The following is a 17672-nucleotide window of genomic DNA, read 5'->3' as shown; positions in this document are numbered from 1 at the left end:
ATCGGTCGGTGCGGCGGGGGCTCCCGGAGCCCCCGCCCCTCCCCGCTCGCGCAAAAGCGTGACCGGCACCCGCAGGACGGTGGCAGCCCTGTTCCTGCTGCCCGCCCTGGTGCTGCTGGGCGCGCTCGTGGTCTACCCGATCGGGTACTCGGTCGTGCGCAGTTTCTACGACCAGTCCGGCGACGGATTCGCCGGCATCGACAACTACCGGGCCCTCTTCACCGACGACGGCATCCGCACGGCGCTGAAGAACAACGTCCTGTGGGTGGTGTTCGCGCCGACCGTGGCGACCGCCCTCGGGCTGGTCTTCGCGGTGCTGACCGAACGCATCCGCTGGGGAACGGCGTTCAAGCTCGTCGTCTTCATGCCGATGGCGATCTCGATGCTCGCCGCCGGCATCATCTTCCGGCTGGTGTACGACCAGGACCCGGACAAGGGCGTGGCGAACGCGGTGTGGGTCGGCGTGCACGACACGTTCGCGCAGTCGTCGGCGTTCCCCAAGGCCCACCCGGGCCGCCGGTCGCCGCTGGAGCCCGCGAAGGGGGGCGCGTTCCTCACCGCGGAACCGGTCCGGGCGGGCGAGCCGGTCTTCCTGCCGCTGGTCGGCGTGGCCCCGGACCAGATGCCCGGCAGCGCGGAGAAGGCCGCGCCGGCCGAGCCCGAACCGGGCAAGGTCACCGGCACGACCTGGCAGGACTTCACCCGCGGCAAGGGCGTCGGCACGCTCGGCGCCCCCGATCCCTCCGAACTGGGCTACGCCGGGATGCGGATCGAGGCCGTCAAGGACGGCAAGGTCGTGGCGTCGGCCACCGCGGCCGACGACGGCACCTTCACCCTGCCCGCGGCGGCCGACGGGGCACGGCTGCGGCTGCCCGCGAGCAACTTCGCGGAGGCCTACAACGGCCTGGACTGGCTCGGCCCGTCCCTGGTCACCCCGGCCATCATCGGCTCGTACATCTGGATGTGGGCGGGCTTCGCGATGGTGCTGATCGCGGCCGGGCTGGCGAGCGTGCCGCGGGAGCTGATGGAGGCGGCGCGGGTGGACGGGGCGAACGAGTGGCAGGTGTTCCGCAGGGTCACCGTGCCGCTGCTCGCGCCGGTCCTCGCGGTGGTCACGGTGACCCTGATGATCAACGTCCTGAAGGTGTTCGACCTGGTCTTCATCATCGCCCCCGGATCCTCCCAGGACGACGCGAACGTGCTCGCCCTGGAGCTGTACCGCAAGGGCTTCTCCGAGGACCAGCCGGGCATCGCCAGCGCCATCGCGGTGTTCCTGCTGCTGCTGGTGATCCCGGTGATGTGGTTCAACGTGCGCAGGCTGCGGCGGGAGGTGCGGCGATGAGCGTGTACCCGTCGTTCTGCCGGGGGTCCGGGGGTCGCCCCCCGGGAGAACGCAGTAACGTGCGTCGGCTGCGGCGAAAGGTGCGGCGATGAAGGCCCCCGTCAAGACGGTCGAGGCGCCCGTGGAGACCGTGAAGGCGAAGCGTTCGCCGGCCGCGCGGATCGTGGAGAAGCTGGGCGGCGGTGTCGTCCGGGTCTGCCTGATCCTGGTCGGCCTGTTCTGGCTGGTGCCGACGATCGGTCTGCTGATCTCCTCGCTGCGCGCCCCCGAGGACATGAGCGCGAGCGGCTGGTGGAAGGTGTTCGCCGAGCCGTCCCAGCTCACCGTGGACAGCTACCGAAAGCTGCTGGAGAACGGCGACATCACCAACTCCCTCCTCAACACGGTGCTGATCACCGTTCCGGCGACGGTCCTGGTCGTGGTCATCGGCTCGCTCGCCGGATACGCGTTCGCGTGGATGGAGTTCCCGGGCCGGGACTGGTGGTTCCTGGCGGTGGTCGGTCTGCTGGTGGTGCCCGTGCAGGTGGCGCTGATCCCGATCGCCGAACTGTTCGGCAAGGTGGGCCTGTTCGGCTCCGTCCTCGGAGTGGTCCTCTTCCACGTGGGTTTCGGTCTGCCGTTCGCGGTGTTCCTGCTGCGGAACTTCTTCGCGGAGATCCCCCGTGAGCTGCTGGAGGCGGCCCGCCTGGACGGTGCCGGTGAACTGCGCCTGTTCACACGGGTCGTGATGCCGCTGGGCGGACCGGCGATCGCGAGCCTCGGCATCTTCCAGTTCCTGTGGGTGTGGAACGACATGCTGGTGGCACTGGTGTTCACCGACGCCGACAGCCAGCCGGTCACGGTCGCCCTCCAGACCCAGGTGCGGCAGTTCGGCAACAACATCGACGTGCTGGCACCCGGCGCGTTCATCTCGATGGTGATCCCGCTGGCCGTGTTCTTCGCCTTCCAGCGGCAGTTCGTGTCCGGCGTGATGGCCGGCGCGGTCAAATAGGCACTGCGGCAAGGGGGGTGGGCGTCACCGGCCCGCCCCTCCCCGTTCACCCGGCGTCCCCCGGATGCCGTAGGGATACGTAACCAAGTCACTCCATCGGCCGTTGCCCGGACCAGGCCCCCTCGTCCGCGCCGACCCATGGATGTCCCTTGCCCAGGTTCAGTGTCATCGTCCCCGCGTACGAGGTTCAGGCGTACCTGCACGAGTGCCTCGAATCCGTACTGTCCCAGTCGTACACCGATCTCGAACTGATCGCCGTCGACGACCGTTCGCCGGACGCGTGCGGCGAGATCATCGACGAGTTCGCGGCCCGCGACCCGCGCGTGCGTGCCCTGCACCTGCCGGAGAACGCCGGCCTGGGCGGCGCGCGCAACGCGGGCATCGCCCGGGCCGGCGGCGACTACCTGCTGTTCCTCGACTCCGACGACACGCTCGCCCCGGGCGCGCTGCGCGCGATCGCCGACCGGCTGAAGGACACCGGCGAGCCGGACGTGCTGGTGTACGACTACGCCACCGCGTTCTGGACGGGTGAGACCGAGCGCAACAGGTTCGCCGAGCACCTCACCGAGCGGGGCCCGGCGCCCTTCCGGCTGGAGGACCGGCCGGGGCTGCTCCGGGTGCTGATGGTCGCCTGGAACAAGGCCTACCGGCGGGAGTTCGTCGAGCGGACCGGCCTGACCTTCCCGCCCGGCTACTACGAGGACACCCCCTGGACGTACCCGGCGCTGATGACGGCGGGGTCGATCGCGACGCTGGACCGGGTGTGCGTCCACTACCGGCGGCGCCGCGGCGGCAACATCCTCTCCACCACCAGCCGCCGGCACTTCGACGTCTTCGACCAGTACGACCGGGTGTTCGCGTTCATCGATCCGCGGCCCGAACTCGCGCACTGGCGGCCGGTGCTGTTCCGCCGCATGGTCGACCACCTGACGACCGTGTTCACCAGGCCGGACCGGCTGCCGCGCGGTTCCCGCGGCGAGTTCCTGCGCCGGGCCCGCGCCCACTACCGCCGCTACCGCACCCCCGGCGCGCCCGTCCCGCTGCGCTCCCGGCTGCGCCACGGCCTGGTCCACCTGGGCCTGCACCGCACCTACCGCACCCTCCAGGCGGCCATGGTCCTGCGCCGCCGTACCCGCGCCCTCGCCGCGCGACTGGCCCGCGTGCTGCGGGCGGCCTGCCTCCAGGCGCACTACCGGATCCAGCTGCGCCTGCCGCTGCGCGCCGACCGGGCCGTCTTCGCCGCCTACTGGGGCCGCGGTCACGGCTGCAACCCGGGCGCCCTGGAGAGCGCGTTCCGGGCCTTCGCCCCGCAGGTGCGCACGGCGTGGATCGCCCGCCCCGAGCACCGGCACACCGTCCCGCCGGGCACGCGAGCGCTGCGTCCCGGCACGGCCGCCTACTGGACGGCGCTGGCGCGCTCCACGTACCTGGTGAACAACGTCAACTTCGACCGCCGGCTGGTCAAGCGCCCCGGCCAGGTCTTCGTGCAGACCCAGCACGGCACCCCGCTCAAGCACATGGGCCTCGACCTGCAGGAACGGCCCGCGGCGGCCCGCGACACGGACTTCGCGGAGTTGCTGAGGGGCGTCGACAAGTGGGACTACGTCCTGTCCGCCAACCGCCACACCACCCTCACCTGGGAGCGCGTCTACCCAGGTGGCTACACCACGCTGGAGTACGGCTACCCCCGCAACGACGTCTTCCAGCGGGCCACCGCCGCGGACGTGGCCCGGCTGCGCGAGGAGCTCGGTGTCCCCCGCGACACGGTGGCGATCCTGTACGCCCCCACCCACCGCGACTACCGCCGCACCCAGCGGGCCGGACTCGACCTGGAACGGCTCCTGGACCGGCTGGACCCGCGCTTCGTGATCCTGGCCCGCCCCCACTACGGGCAGCCCGTCGCCCTGCCCGCGGACGGCCGGGTCATCGACGTCAGCGGCCACCCGAGCGTGGAGTCCCTCTGCCTGGCCTCGGACGTCCTGCTCACCGACTACTCGTCGATCATGTTCGACTACGCCGACCTGGACCGCCCGATCGTCATCCACGCGGGCGACTGGGAGGCCTACGAGGCGGCCCGCGGCACCTACTTCGACGTGCGCGCCTTCCCGCCGGGCGCGGTCGCCCGCACCGAGGACGAACTGGCCGACGTCTTCACGACCGGCCAGTGGCGCGGCTCCCGCGCGGCCCGGTCGCGCGCCGCGTTCCGCGAGCGGTTCTGCCCGTACGGCGACGGACGCGCCGCCGAGCGCGTCGTACGGCGGATCGTGCTGGGCGAGACGGACCTGCCGCCCGTCGTGCCGCTCGCCGAGCGCCGTCCCGTGCCGTCGGCGGCGTCGACGCGCACGCGCCCCGCCCTGGCCACAGTGCCGCAGCCGTCGAGCCCCCGCGTCACCAGCCACTAGCAGCCGCGCGACCGTGCGGGAACCCCCACCGGCGGTCACCCGACACGGACGAGCCAGACACAGGAAGAGCAGCATGCCCCGCTTCAGCATCATCGTCGCGTCCCACGGGACGGCCGGCCGGCTGTCCCTGGCGCTGGACTCCGTCCTCGGCCAGTCGTTCGGCGACTTCGAGCTGGTCCCGGTCTGCGACGCGCCCGACGCCCCGGCCGCGGCCGTCGCCGCCGGGTACGCCGGGCAGGACGGCCGGGTGACACCGGTGTTCTCGCCGCCGGAGGCGGGGCTCGCGGGGGCGCGCAACACCGGTCTGCGGGCGGCCGGCGGCGCGTACCTGCTGTTCCTGGACGGTGACGACACGCTCGCGCCGGGCGCGCTGGACGTGCTGGACGCCCGGCTGACCGAGACGGGCGAGGTCGACGTCCTGTACGCCGAGCACGAACGCGTCCCGTGGTGGGAGGGCGAGCCGGCCAACCCGGCGGCCCCGCTGTTCGCCGGGGCGCCCCGGGGCGCCTTCGGTCCCGGCGAGGCCCCCGAGGTGACCGGTGTGCGGCTGCCCGTGTGCAGCGCCGTCCACCGGCGCGGCTTCCTCACCGCGCACCGGCTCGTCTTCCCCGAAGGGCCCTTCACGGACCTCGGCTTCGGCGGCCTGGTCACCGTGCACGCCGAGCGGGTCGCGGTGCTGCGCCGCGTCGTCGTACGACATCTGCTGCGGCGGCAGGGCAGCCGGCTCGACCTGCCGGGCGGGCACCACGCCGACCTGCTGGAACAGACGGACCTGGTGCTCACCAGGGCCGCCGGACGCGGTTCTCACGGCGCCCTGTTCGGCCAGCTCTTCGCCGCCGTCCTGAAGACGGCCGCCCACCCGGCCCGGCTGCCCGCCTCCGGTCGCCGGGCGTTCTTCCGCCGGGCGAGCGCGCTCCACCGGCGGCACCGGCCGGCCGGGTTCCGCGTGCCGGGCGGGAGCCTCGGCGTGCAGCACCGGCTGCTGGCGGCGGGAGCGTACACGGCGTTCCGCGCGCTGAGGGGCGCCAACCGGCAGGTGTCGGCGGCCGTTCAGCGCGTCCCGCGCCCCCGCGGACTGCGCACCCGGCTGTACTACCGGCTCCAGCTGCGCCGCCCCCTCGATCCCCACCTGGCGGTGTACTGCGCGTACTGGGGCCGGGGTTACGCGTGCAGCCCCGCCGCGATCCACGCCAAGGCCGCCGAACTCGCGCCGCACATCCGCTCGGTGTTCCTCGTCGAGCCCGGCCAGGAGCACACCGTGCCGCCGGGCGTCGACCACGCCGTGCTCGGCAGCCGTCGCGCCTGGCGGCTCCTGGCGCGCGCCACGTACCTCGTCAACAACGCCAACTTCGCGGAGGGCGTGGTCAAGCGCGAGGGCAGCGTGCACCTGCAGACGCAGCACGGCACCCCGCTGAAGAAGATGGGCGTCGACCAGTCGACGTACCCGGTGGTGGCGGCGACGACCGGCAGCTTCACCAAGCTGCTGGGCCGCGTCGACCGCTGGGACTACAACCTGTCCTCCAACACCCACTCCACCCAGATGTGGGAACGCGCCTTCCCCGGCTCGTACGAGCAGCTGGAGTACGGCTATCCGCGCAACGACGTCTTCTGCACGGCGACCGCCGAGGACGTCGCCCGCGTCCGGCGCGAGCTGGGCGTGCCGGAGGGGAAGACGGCCGTGCTGTACGCGCCCACCCACCGCGACCACCGGACCGGCTTCGACCCCGGCCTGGACCTGGAGGAGTTCTGCGAGGCGGCCGGCGACGACGTCGTCGTCCTGCTGCGGGCGCACTACTTCTACGACCGGGGGACGCGCCGGGGCTCCGGCCGGATCATCGACGTGACCGCGCACCGCTCCTCCGAGGACGTGTGCCTGGCCGCCGACGCGCTGGTCACCGACTACTCGTCGATCATGTTCGACTACGCCAACCTGGACCGCCCGATCGTGGTGTACGCCGACGACTGGGACGTCTACACCGAGACCCGGGGCGTGTACTTCGACCTGCTCGCGGCGCCGCCGGGCCCGGTCGCCCGCACGCCCGGGGAGCTGGCCCGCGTCTTCGCCGACGGCTCCTACGCCTCGGAGGCGTCCCGGTCGCTCAGGAACGCCTTCCGGGCCCGCTTCTGCCAGTTCGACGACGGCCGGGCCGCCGAGCGCGTGGTGCGCCGGGTGCTGCTCGGCGAGCCGGCGGAGGCACTCCCACCCGTGCGGCCGCTCGCCGAGCGCGTCCCGGCCCCCGCCGCCTCCCCCCTCGTGATCTCGTAAGGAGCTGACTCCCGCAGTGCCCCGCTTCAGCATCATCGTCCCCTGCTTCAAGGTGCAGGGCTTCCTGCGCGAGTGCCTCGACTCGGTCCTGGAGCAGTCGTACCGGGATCTCGAGGTGATCGCCGTCGACGACCGCTCCCCCGACGGCTGCGGCGCGATCCTCGACGAGTACGCGGCCCGCGACGACCGGGTGCGGGTCCTGCACCTGCCGGAGAACGTGGGCCTCGGTCGCGCCCGCAACGCGGGCCTGCCGCACGCGAGCGGCGACTACCTGTTCTTCCTGGACAGCGACGACACCCTCACCCCGGGTGCCCTGCGCGCCATGGCCGACCGCATCGAGGAGGCCGGAGGACCGGAGGTGCTGGTCTTCGACTACGCCCGCACCTACTGGTGGGGCGGCACCCGCCGCAACGCCCTCGCGCACGTCCTCGCCGCGTGCGGGGACGCCCCGTTCACCGCCGCCGAGCACCCGGAGATCCTCGACCTGCTGATGGTCGTGTGGAACAAGGTGTACCGGCGGGACTTCGTCGAGGCGGGCGGGTTCCGCTTCCCGCCCGGCTACTACGAGGACACCCCCTGGACCTTCCCGGTCATGCTCAGCGCGCGGCGGATCGCCACGCTCGACCGGATCTGCCTGAACTACCGCCAGCGCCGCCAGGGCAACATCCTGTCCACCACCAGCCGCAAGCACTTCGACGTCCACGACCAGTACGAGCGGGTCTTCGCCTTCGTGGACTCCCGCCCCGAGCTGGCGGGCTGGCGGCCCTACCTGCACCGCAAGATGGGCGAGCACTGTCTGGACATCCTCGCCAAGCCGGACCGGCTGCCCCCCTCCGACCGGCGCGAGTTCTTCCGCCGGACGGCCGAGCTGTTCGCCCGGCACCGCCCGGCCGGCGAGCCGGTGCCCGCCGGGCTGCGCGTGCTGCGGGGGCCGTACGCCGCCTACGCGGCCCGGCGGCAGGGCGAGCGCGCCGGGCGCGAACTCGCCCGGCAGGCAGCGCGGGCGCGCGGGGCGGCCGCACGGCGCGGCCGCCGGGGCGTGGACGCCGTGCAGGCCCGGCGCCCGCTCGATCCGCGGCTGGTGGTGTACTCGGCGTTCTCGCACCGGGGCGTCCTCGGCGACCCGGGTGCCGTGTACCGCAAGGCGCGCGAGATCGCCCCGCAGCTGCGCGGGGTGTGGGTGGTGCGGGACGAGGAGACGGCTGCCCGGCTCCCGGAGGGGGTCGAGCACGTGCTGCTGGACTCCCCCGCCTACCGCCGGGTGACCGCGCGGGCCGGCTTCTTCGTCAACAACGTGAACTGGCCCGGCGGCCTCGTCAAGCGCCCCGGCAGCGTCCACATCCACACCCACCAGGGCACCCCGCTGAAGTACATGGGGGCCGACCTGCTGGACCGGCCCGGCGCCCGGTTCGGCGTGGACGTGCCGCAGATGCTGCGCCGCGCCGACCGCTGGGACCACAGCCTGGTCGCCAACCCGCACTCGGAGCTGGTGTGGGAGCGGGCCTACCCCTGCCACTTCGCCTCCGCGCGCACCGGCAGCCCGCGCAACGACGTGCTGGTGGGCGCCGGCGCGCAGGCCGGGCCGCGGGCCCGCGCCCGGCTCGGCATCCCCGCGGACCACACGGTGGTGCTGTACGCGCCGACCCGCCGGGAGTACGTCCGCGGCGGCCACGTGGACCGGATCGACCTGGCCCGGTTCGCCGCCGACCTCGGCGAGGGCCACACCCTGGTGGTGCGGCTGCACCCGTCCCTGGCGGCCGGGCACGCGCGCGGGGCGGGCCTGTCCGACCTGCACCGGCGCGGCGTCGTCGTCGACGCGACGGACGTGCCCGACGTCGAGGAGGTGATGCTCGCCTCCGACGTCCTGGTCACCGACTACTCGGCCCTGATGTTCGACTACGCCCACCTGGACCGGCCGATCGTGGTGCACGCCGACGACTGGGCCGCGTACGCGGCGAGCCGGGGCACCTACTTCGACATCACCGCCGAGGCGCCGGGCCACGTCTCGCGCGGCTACCGGGAGCTGGCCTCCCTGATGGCCTCGGGGAGCTGGCGCGACGAGGAGTCGGCGCGGCTGCGGGCCGGTTTCCGGGAGCGGTTCTGCGTGTACGACGACGGGCTGGCCGCCGAGCGGGTCGTGCGGACGCTGCTGCTGGGCGAGGAGATGACCGGCCCCGCCACGGCCCGGGTGCCCGCCCCGGCCGTCGCGGGTGACGTGCTGGCGTCCAGGTGAGGCTGCGCCCGCGCTCCTGGGTGCTCGTCCTGGCCGTGGGGTACGCGCTGCTGCAGCTCGCGAACGTCACCGGCCGGGACACCCCGGACAGCAAGAACTACCTGTCGTACGCGCTGAGTCTGCGCGGGGAGAGCAAGCACGAGGCGGCCGCGGCGACGATCGACTGGGCGTGCGAGGGCGAGGCCTCGATCGCGGCCCGGCGGCAGAGCGTGGACGTGGTGCGGTTCCACCGGGCCGACCCGGGGGCCGAGGTGCTCGCCGCGTGCCGGGAGCGGGAGTGGCGCGCCGTCGGGGCGCGGCTGGCGGCGGGGCGGACCGGTGGACACACGGTGCCGTTCATGCCGGACCGCTTCATGCGGATCTTCGAGGCGCGGCCGGGCTACCCGCTGTTCCTCGTGCCGTTCCTCACCCTGTTCGGCGTGACCTGGGGGATGTGGGCGGCGGGGGTCACGGCGGCGGTGGCGGGCGGGGTGCTGGTCTTCCTGGTCCTGCGCACCCTGCGGGCTCCGGCCGGGGTCTGTCTGACCGGGCAGGTCCTGTACTACGTCCTGCCGGTCGGCACGACCGCGATGCGCCCGATGGCCGAGGGCCTGATGCTGGCGCTGACCCTGGTGGCGGTGTGGGGCGGCGCGCTGGCCCTGGACGGGCGGGTGCGGGCGGGGGTGTGGACGACGGCCGGCGCGCTGGCGGCCCTGTTCGCGGTCAAGCACTCGCAGGCCCTGTTCCTCGGGCTGGCCCTGGCGGCCGCGGGCACGCTGATCGCCGTACGGCGCCGGCGGCGGGGGCGGCCGGCGGGGCGCGGGGCCGTGGCGGTGGCCGCGGCGGGCGCGGGCGGGGCGGCGGTGACGCTGCTGCTCGCCGCGCTGCTGGGGTATCCGTCGGAGTCGGAGAGCCTCCAGGACCTGCTGACCGGGCACTTCGCGCGGCCGGACCGGGAGCGGCCCTGGCCGGAGTTCTGGCAGTTGCAGCAGCGGTTCTGGCCGGAGTGGCTGCGCCGGCAGCTGTGGGAGCCGCTGTTCGCGGCGGCGCTGGCGGGCGGGGCGTGGGGGGCGCTGCGCGGGCAGCGGCGGGCGTTCGGGGTGCTCGTGGTCGCGGCCGCGGCCACCGGGTTCCTCACCCAGGCCGGGCACCCCGACATCGCCATCTGGGGCGGGCGGCTGATCGTGCTGGCCTGGCTGCTGCCGGTGCTGGGGCTGCCGCTGCTGCTGGAGCCGCTGGTGCGGGGCCGGGTGGCGCTGCCGGCGCAGGAACGGCCCGACCGGACTCACTCGATGAGGTGACGAACGCGAGGCCATTGACGTGGGCGGGAAGATACCGCCAATGCCCCTCTTTGTTCCGGTCCGATGAGCGTCGGCGTCCTGGCCCGGCGTCCCGTGCGCGGCGCGACGGCGCTGTGCGGCGGGCGCCGCCCTCGTCCGACGCCGTACCAGGTCTTCGGGTTCCTGTTCTGGCTGGTGATGTCGCTGGCGTACTGGCGGGTGCCGCTGTGCTGCGACGCCGGGCAGCACGCGGCGGTGGTCGAACGGCTGCGGGCCGACCTGTTCGCCCCGCGCCATCCGACGGGCGACCTGCCGGGCGCGGGCAGCCCGTACTACTCGCCGTACGCGGTGGCGCAGGGGGTGTTCGCGCGGCTGACCGGGCTGTCGGGCCGGGACGTGCTGCGGGTGGCCGGGCCGGTCAACCTGGCGGTGCTGCTGACCGGCGTCGGCCGCTTCACGCGCGCGCTCACGCCGCGGCCGTGGGCGCCGGTGCTGGCGGTGGCGGCGATGACCCTGCTGTGGGGCACCGAACGGGCCTGGTGGAGCGGTTATCTCGGCCTGATGTCGATGACCGGCAACCTCGGCTATCCGTCGGCCTTCGCCATCGGGCTGGCGTTCTGGGCCTGGGCGTGGACCGCCACGCGCGCGCGTGACGCGCGGGCCGTGCGGTTCGTGGGCCCGAGCGGGCTGCGCGGCTTCGCCGGGTACGCGGCGCTGGGCGGCCTGTACGGGGTGATCCTGCTGGTGCACCCGATCACGGCGGTGGCGGCGGTGACCGGGGGCGTGGCCTTCGTGGCGGGCCGGCAGCACGGCCGGCGCCCGGCGGTGGTGCTGCGCTGGGTCCTCACGGGCGCGACGGCGCTGCTGACCGCCGCCGCGTGGCCGTACTTCGACGTGTTCGCGCTGGCCGGCGACTCCAGCGTCGACGCGATGCACCGGCGGCTGTACGAGGGGCTCGCCGGGCATTTCTGGCTGGCGCTGGCGGGCGTGCCGGCGCTGTGGCTGCGGGGCCGCAGGAACGGCGTCCGCGATCCGCTGGTGCTGATGTTCGCGCTGGACGCCGCGGTGGTGGCGTACGGCTGGGTCAGCGGCCACTACACCTACGGGCGGGTCCTCGGGCTCACGCTCGTGCCGTTGCAGTTCGCGCTCGCGGTGGAACTGGCGGCGCCCCGGCCGTGGGGCGCGGGGCGGCGGGTGCTGGGGGCGGTCGCGGCGGCCGCGGCCTGCGTCGGTTTCCTCACCGTGCAGGCCGGGGCGGTGATCCCGCGCGCGGTGGACCCGGTCGGCTTCGCCCAGCCGCCGCGCTGGCCGTCGTACGACTGGGCCGCCCGGCACATGGCGCCCGGCGAGGTGGTCATCGCGGACGGCTACTACGCCGTCCACATGATCGCCGGGTACGGGCCGAACCTCGCCGCCCCCGCCTGGCCGGACGCGGCCCTGGACGAGCGGGAGCGGCAGCGGCGGCTCGCGGACGTGCGCGCCTACCTCGCCCCGGAGACGACCCGCGCCGAACGGTCGGCGATCGTCCGCCGCCACCGCGTCCGCTGGCTGCTGCTCACGCGCTGGCACCGGGTGCCCGAGGAGGCCGTGGTGGTGGCGTGGAGCCGGGAGACGGGCGAGGTGCTGGCGCGGGTCGCTCCGTGACGGCGCTTACTCGATGACGAGGTCGACCTCGATGTTGCCGCGGGTGGCGTTGGAGTACGGGCAGACCTGGTGGGCCTGCTCGACCAGCTTGCGGCCGGTCGCCTCGTCCACGCTGTCCGGCAGCTCGACGCGGAGGGCGACCTTGAGGCCGAAGCCCTCGCCCTGCTTGCCTATGCCGACCTCGGCGGTCACGGCGGCGTCGGCCAGGTCGACCTTGGCCTGCCGGCCGACCAGACCGAGGGCGCTGCCGAAGCAGGCCGCGTAACCGGCGGCGAAGAGCTGCTCGGGGTTGGTGCCCTGACCGTCGCCGCCCAGCTCCACCGGCATGGCCAGGCCGAGGTCGATCCTGCCGTCGGAGGAGACGGTGCGGCCCTCGCGGCCGTGGGTGGCGGTGGCGACTGCGGTGTAGAGCGCGTCCATGGATGAACCATCCCTCTCGGAAGTCGTGGTCGGAGGTGCCCGCCCTCGCGCCGTTCGCGTCCGGGCGGCCTCACGACGACAAGTAGAGCACACAATTCAATTGGACACAACTAAATAGCCCGCAAGAGCTACTCTGGGGGCATGACCCCGATGTCGACTCCCGACGCCGCCGCCACTGCCGCTGCCGCTACCGACGCCGACGCCGCCGGCTCGCCGGAGAACTGGCTCCGCCTGGACAGCCAGATCTGCTTCTCCCTCCAGGCCGCCTCGCGCGCCTTCAACGGCGTCTACCGCGTGATCCTGAAGGACCTCGGGCTGACCTACCCGCAGTACCTGGTCCTGCTCGTGCTCTGGGAGCACGGCGAACTACCCGTCAAGAGGCTGGGCGAGCACCTGCGCCTGGACTCCGGCACGCTCTCGCCGCTGCTGAAGCGGCTGGAGGCGGCCGGCCTGGTGCGTCGCGAGCGCAGCGCCCGCGACGAGCGCTCGGTGGAGGTCCGGCTGACCGAGGAGGGCACCGCCCTGCGCGCACGGGCGGTGCGGGTGCCGGCCCGGATCGCCGCCGCGACGGGCCTGGAACTGCGGGAGATCGCCGAGCTGCGCGAACGCCTCGACCAGCTCACCACCGCCCTGGACGGGGCCGCCCGGCAGGAGGAACTCGCCGACGCGCGGCGGGCGGAGCCGACCGGGGACGCCGGTGACGCCGGTGACGCCGGTGACGCCGGTGACGCCGGTGACGCCGGTGACGCCGGTGACGCCGGTGACGCCGGTGACGCCGGTGACGAAAGGTAACGACTGGTGACCGGTGGCGACCGGGGCACCCGTGGGACGCGAGGGGCCGCCGGTGTCCGGGGGCCGTCCACAGGCCCTGCGGGAGCGCCCGGCGCCTGCTTCACTGTGAGACGGCCGCCCTGCGGGTCCACCGCGGGTGCCTTCCCGTGCGCCCCACCGCTCACGAGCCGGGGCGCACCACTCACCGACGAGGGGGAGACCAGGACATGACCTGGCTGATCACGGGCGGCGCCGGCTACATCGGGGCGCACGTCGTACGGGCGATGACCGAGGCGGGCGAGCGTGCGGTGGTGTACGACGACCTGTCCACCGGTATCGCCGGGCGCGTGCCGGCCGGGGTGCCGCTCGTGGTGGGCTCCACGCTGGACGGTCCGCTGGTCTCCCGCACCCTCGCCGGGCACGCCGTCACGGGCGTCGTGCACCTGGCGGGGAAGAAGCAGGTCGGCGAGTCGGTGCACCGGCCCCTGCACTACTACCGGGAGAACGTGGAGGGGCTGCGCGTCCTCCTGGAGGCGGTCACCGCGGCCGGGGTCCCGTCGTTCGTGTTCTCCTCCTCGGCGGCCGTCTACGGCATGCCGGACGTCGACCTGGTCACGGAGGAGACCCCGTGCGCGCCGATCTCCCCCTACGGCGAGACGAAGCTGGCCGGGGAGTGGCTGGTCCGCGCCGCCGGCCGGGCCGCAGGCCTGTCGACGGCGTCGCTGCGCTACTTCAACGTGGCCGGCGCGGCGCGCCCCGAGCTGGCCGACACCGGCGTGTCCAACCTGGTCCCCATGGTCTTCGAGCGCCTCACCCGGGACGCGGCGCCCCGCATCTTCGGCGACGACTACCCCACGCCGGACGGCACCTGCGTGCGGGACTACATCCACGTGGTCGACCTGGCGGAGGCGCACGTCGCCGCCGCACGCGCCCTCCAGGCCTCCTCCGGCCAGGACCTCACCTTCAACATCGGCCGTGGGGAAGGCGTCTCCGTCCGCGAGATGATCGACCGCGTCAACGCCGTCACCGGCTACGACCGGCCCCCGACGGTCACTCCGCGCCGCCCCGGCGACCCGGCCCGCGTGGTCGCCTCGGCCGAGCGCGTCGCCGCGGAACTGGGCTGGAAGGCCAAGCTCGACGTCCAGGACATGATCGTCTCGGCCTGGGAGGGCTGGGTACGGCTGCACCCCGGGGCGGCGCGGGCGTAGCGGCTCCGCCGGGGGGCGCGTCCACGGCTCGTCCGGGTACGGCGGGGGTCGGCTCAGAGCGCCTTGATCGCCGCCGCGGTGGCCCGCGCCAGGGCGCCCAGATAACCCTTGGGGAGCTTCGGGCTGCGGATCACCACGGAGCGCCAGTAGAGCGGGCCGGAGATGAGGTCGAGCGCCAGCTCGTCGTCCAGGTCCCCGCGCACCTCACCGCGTCGGGTCGCCGCCGCCACGATCTTCAGGGCGACGCCCTCCTGCCCGTCTCGCAGAGCCTTCTGCATGGCCTCGGCGATCTCCGGGTTGCGGGCCGCCTCGGCCTGGAGGTCCGGGATGATCTGCGAGGCCACGGGGTGCCGCAGCGCCCGTGACGTCACCTCGTACAGCACCCGCAGATCGCCCTCGAGGCTGCCCGTCTCCGGTGCCGGCAGACCCTGCACGGCGATCGCCGAGACGATGTCCAGGACGAGGTGCAGCTTGGAGCGCCAGCGCCGGTAAACGGCCGTCTTGCCCACCCCGGCGCGGCGGGCGATGCCCTCGATGGACATCCGCGCGTAGCCGACGGTCGCGAGCTCCTCGAACACGGCCGCCCGGATGGCCTCCGTCACGTCCTCGCGGAGCACGGCCGCCCCCGCGGGGGCCCGGCGGCGAGGACGCGTCTGGGGCCCGTCGGCGTTCGTCGTCATGCGAACCAGCATAGGGCGTTACGACGATACGGGTCCGTCCCTACGCAAAGTGTCGTGGCGTCACGACGGAACGGTGCCGTCGCCGCGAGAGGCCCCGCCGCACTCCGGTCGTGACGCACCGGCGCCATCGTCGCCGCGCACCCGCACCCGCACCCGCACCCGCACCCGCACCCGCACCCGCACCCGCACCATCGTCGCTGCGCACTGGCCCCATCGTCGCCGCGCGACGGTCTCGTCCCGGCGACGGATCCGTCTCGTCCTGGCGTCACCCCGGTCTCGTTGTCGCGTCGGAACGGTCTCACCGCCGCAACGAACCCGCCGCCTCGTGACGACGAAACGGTTGCGTTCCGACGCCCACTCGGCCTACGCTCGCGTTGCGACGATACGGTGCCGTCCCGACGTAAGAAAACGTGATGAGAAGCGTGAGAAAACGCCGGCCGACGGCGGGACAGCCGGACGCACGCACCCCCACCCCCGAGTGAAAGCAGCGGATGTGAGTCAGGTCCTCCACACACCGCCCCAGGCGCGGGCCGAGGCCCGTGAAGACCTCGCGGCCCTCGCGGCCCGGCACGGCCTCTCGGTCAGCGGCGCCCGCCCCTCCCTGCCCGGGTACATCCGCCAGCTGTGGGCGCGCCGGCACTTCATCACCGCGTTCGCCACGGCCAAGCTCACCTCGCAGTACAGCCAGGCGAAACTGGGCCAGGTCTGGCAGGTGATGACCCCGCTGCTGAACGCGGCCGTGTACTACTTCATATTCGGCGTCCTGCTCCAGACCAAGGAGGACGTCCCGGACTACATCCCCTTCCTGGTCACGGGGGTGTTCATCTGGACGTTCACGCAGACTTCGATCATGGCGGGCACCAAGGCGATCTCGGGCAACATCGGCCTGGTGCGGGCGCTGCACTTCCCCCGGGCCGCGCTGCCGATCTCGTTCTGCCTCCAGCAGTTGCAGCAGCTGATGTTCTCGATGGCCGCCCTGGTGCTGATCCTGCTCGTCGTGGGAGTGCCGCCGGCCCTCTCCTGGCTTCTCGCGATCCCCGCCCTCGCGCTCCAGTTCACCTTCAACGCGGGCGTCTCGCTGGTCCTGGCGCGCCTGGGCGCGAAGACCCCGGACATCGCCCAGCTGATGCCGTTCGTGCTGCGCACCTGGATGTACGTCTCGGGCGTGATGTGGAGCATCGACATCCTGCTCAGCCGGCACAGCGACCTGCCGTCCTGGGTCGCCGACGTGCTGCGGGCCAACCCGACGGCCGTCTACATCGACCTGATGCGGTTCGCGCTGATCGACAGTTTCCACGCCGACAGCCTCCCGCCGCACGTGTGGGCGACCGCGGTCGGCTGGGCCCTGCTGGCGGGCGTCGGCGGCTTCATCTACTTCTGGAAGGCTGAGGAGACGTACGGCCGTGGCTGACAACACCACACTCACCGACGACGCGAACGACGCCGGCAACACCGGTACCGGCACCGCCGGCGAACGCGTCCCCACCGTCATCGCCGACGGTGTCGACATCGTCTACCGCGTCAACGGCACCGCCGGGGGCCGCGGTTCCGCCACCGCCGCCCTGAACCGCATCGTGCGCCGCAAGAAGGCCGAGAAGGCGGCGGGCGTCCGCACGGTGCACGCCGTCAGGAACGTCTCCTTCGTGGCGTACAAGGGCGAGGCGATCGGCCTGATCGGCACCAACGGCTCGGGCAAGTCGACGCTGCTCAAAGCGGTCGCGGGCCTGCTGCCGGTGGAGAACGGCAGGATCTACACCGACGGGCAGCCGTCCCTCCTCGGCGTCAACGCGGCCCTGATGAGCGATCTGACCGGCGAGCGCAACGTCCACCTGGGCGGCCTGGCCATGGGCATGACCCGGGAGCAGATCAAGGAGCGCTACCAGGAGATCGTCGACTTCTCGGGCATCAACGAGAAGGGCGACTTCATCTCCCTGCCGATGCGCACGTACTCCTCCGGCATGGGCTCCCGGCTGCGGTTCTCCATCGCCGCCGCCAAGGACCACGACGTCCTCCTCATCGACGAGGCGCTGGCCACCGGTGACGCGAAGTTCCGGCGGCGGTCGGCGGACCGCATCCGCGCGATGCGTGAGCACGCCGGCACGGTCTTCCTGGTCAGCCACAGCAACAGCTCGATCCGCGAGACCTGCGAGCGGGTGCTGTGGCTGGAGCGCGGCGAGCTGCGCATGGACGGCCCGACCGAGGAGGTCCTCAAGGAGTACGAGGCCTTCACCGAGCCGAAGAAGAAGCGCCCGGCCGCGGCGAAGTCCTGACGCGCCGACCGCACCGGTCCGCAAAGCCCGCCCACACCGCTCCGGAAAAAAAGGGGGGTGGCCCCCCCCCGCGGGGGGGGCGGGGGGCCCCCCCCGGGGGGGCCGGGGCGGGGGGGGGGGGCGGCGCCCCGGCCCCCGGGGGCGCCCACCCCCCCCCCCGGTGGGGGGGGGGGAGGTGTCGGCGCG

12 protein-coding genes and 1 pseudogene are annotated in these 17672 nt (G+C 73.5%); 11 read left to right on the top strand and 2 right to left on the bottom strand.

Features of this window, described 5'->3' with window-relative positions:
- The first annotated feature begins 58 nt into the window (after positions 1-58).
- From ACGFQC_RS00065 to ACGFQC_RS00035, 7 genes are all read left to right on the top strand, one after another.
- Positions 59-1342: a sugar ABC transporter permease gene (locus ACGFQC_RS00065; RefSeq protein WP_363088581.1), complete on the top strand. Its 1284-nt coding sequence runs from the start codon at positions 59-61 to the stop codon at positions 1340-1342.
- 88 nt (positions 1343-1430) lie between these two features.
- A complete protein-coding gene (locus ACGFQC_RS00060) occupies positions 1431-2333 on the top strand; it encodes a carbohydrate ABC transporter permease (RefSeq protein WP_363088582.1) in 903 nt (300 codons plus the stop codon).
- Positions 2334-2482: 149 nt separating this feature from the next.
- Positions 2483-4735 (top strand): bifunctional glycosyltransferase family 2 protein/CDP-glycerol:glycerophosphate glycerophosphotransferase, encoded by a 2253-nt coding sequence (locus ACGFQC_RS00055; RefSeq protein WP_363088583.1) that lies wholly within the window; start codon positions 2483-2485, stop codon positions 4733-4735.
- Between the two features lie 73 nt (positions 4736-4808).
- On the top strand, positions 4809-7001 hold the full coding sequence (locus ACGFQC_RS00050) for a bifunctional glycosyltransferase family 2 protein/CDP-glycerol:glycerophosphate glycerophosphotransferase (RefSeq protein ID WP_363088584.1): 2193 nt from the start codon (positions 4809-4811) through the stop codon (positions 6999-7001).
- Between the two features lie 16 nt (positions 7002-7017).
- Positions 7018-9234 carry a bifunctional glycosyltransferase family 2 protein/CDP-glycerol:glycerophosphate glycerophosphotransferase gene (locus ACGFQC_RS00045; RefSeq protein WP_363088585.1) on the top strand — a complete coding sequence of 739 codons (2217 nt, stop codon included), beginning with the start codon at positions 7018-7020 and terminating at the stop codon, positions 9232-9234.
- A 2-nt stretch (positions 9235-9236) separates the two neighbouring features.
- Complete coding sequence (locus ACGFQC_RS00040) at positions 9237-10514, top strand: hypothetical protein (protein ID WP_363088627.1); 1278 nt, start codon at positions 9237-9239, stop codon at positions 10512-10514.
- Between the two features lie 63 nt (positions 10515-10577).
- Complete coding sequence (locus ACGFQC_RS00035; RefSeq protein WP_363088586.1) at positions 10578-12137, top strand: hypothetical protein; 1560 nt, start codon at positions 10578-10580, stop codon at positions 12135-12137.
- A 6-nt stretch (positions 12138-12143) separates the two neighbouring features.
- Here ACGFQC_RS00035 and ACGFQC_RS00030 read toward each other — a convergent pair whose 3' ends face one another.
- A complete protein-coding gene (locus tag ACGFQC_RS00030) occupies positions 12144-12557 on the bottom strand; it encodes an organic hydroperoxide resistance protein (RefSeq protein WP_363088587.1) in 414 nt (137 codons plus the stop codon).
- A 141-nt stretch (positions 12558-12698) separates the two neighbouring features.
- Here ACGFQC_RS00030 and ACGFQC_RS00025 point away from each other — a divergent pair.
- Positions 12699-13208, top strand: a pseudogene (locus tag ACGFQC_RS00025) (MarR family winged helix-turn-helix transcriptional regulator); the annotation flags it as partial.
- Positions 13209-13555: 347 nt separating this feature from the next.
- Complete coding sequence (gene galE, locus ACGFQC_RS00020) at positions 13556-14536, top strand: UDP-glucose 4-epimerase GalE (protein WP_363088589.1); 981 nt, start codon at positions 13556-13558, stop codon at positions 14534-14536.
- 53 nt (positions 14537-14589) lie between these two features.
- Here galE and ACGFQC_RS00015 read toward each other — a convergent pair whose 3' ends face one another.
- Entirely contained in the window at positions 14590-15216 is a 627-nt protein-coding gene (locus tag ACGFQC_RS00015; protein WP_363088590.1) for a TetR/AcrR family transcriptional regulator, read from the bottom strand.
- A 493-nt stretch (positions 15217-15709) separates the two neighbouring features.
- Between ACGFQC_RS00015 and ACGFQC_RS00010 the strand changes: the two genes are divergently transcribed.
- Both ACGFQC_RS00010 and ACGFQC_RS00005 read left to right on the top strand, forming a co-directional pair.
- The gene (locus tag ACGFQC_RS00010; protein ID WP_363088591.1) at positions 15710-16627 is read left to right on the top strand and encodes an ABC transporter permease; all 918 of its coding nucleotides are present in this window, start codon (positions 15710-15712) and stop codon (positions 16625-16627) included.
- The gene (locus ACGFQC_RS00005) at positions 16620-17486 is read left to right on the top strand and encodes an ABC transporter ATP-binding protein (protein WP_393287367.1); all 867 of its coding nucleotides are present in this window, start codon (positions 16620-16622) and stop codon (positions 17484-17486) included. Before ACGFQC_RS00010 ends, ACGFQC_RS00005 begins: the two co-directional genes overlap by 8 nt.
- The last annotated feature ends 186 nt before the right edge of the window (positions 17487-17672 follow it).

Source organism: Streptomyces sp. NPDC048734 (genome assembly GCF_043198675.1).
Classification (GTDB): domain Bacteria; phylum Actinomycetota; class Actinomycetes; order Streptomycetales; family Streptomycetaceae; genus Streptomyces.
The sequence above is the reverse complement of the archived record's forward strand: the minus strand, read 5'-3'. Positions and strand labels throughout refer to the sequence as shown.

Excerpts from the sequence above, each read along its gene's own strand:
- ACGFQC_RS00060 (WP_363088582.1), top strand. The coding sequence starts at position 1,431 with ATGAAGGCCCCCGTCAAGACGGTCGAGGCGCCCGTGGAGACCGTGAAG.
- ACGFQC_RS00050 (WP_363088584.1), top strand. The coding sequence starts at position 4,809 with ATGCCCCGCTTCAGCATCATCGTCGCGTCCCACGGGACGGCCGGCCGG.
- ACGFQC_RS00035 (WP_363088586.1), top strand. The coding sequence starts at position 10,578 with ATGAGCGTCGGCGTCCTGGCCCGGCGTCCCGTGCGCGGCGCGACGGCG.
- ACGFQC_RS00030 (WP_363088587.1), bottom strand. The coding sequence starts at position 12,557 with ATGGACGCGCTCTACACCGCAGTCGCCACCGCCACCCACGGCCGCGAG.
- galE (WP_363088589.1), top strand. The coding sequence starts at position 13,556 with ATGACCTGGCTGATCACGGGCGGCGCCGGCTACATCGGGGCGCACGTC.
- ACGFQC_RS00015 (WP_363088590.1), bottom strand. The coding sequence starts at position 15,216 with ATGACGACGAACGCCGACGGGCCCCAGACGCGTCCTCGCCGCCGGGCC.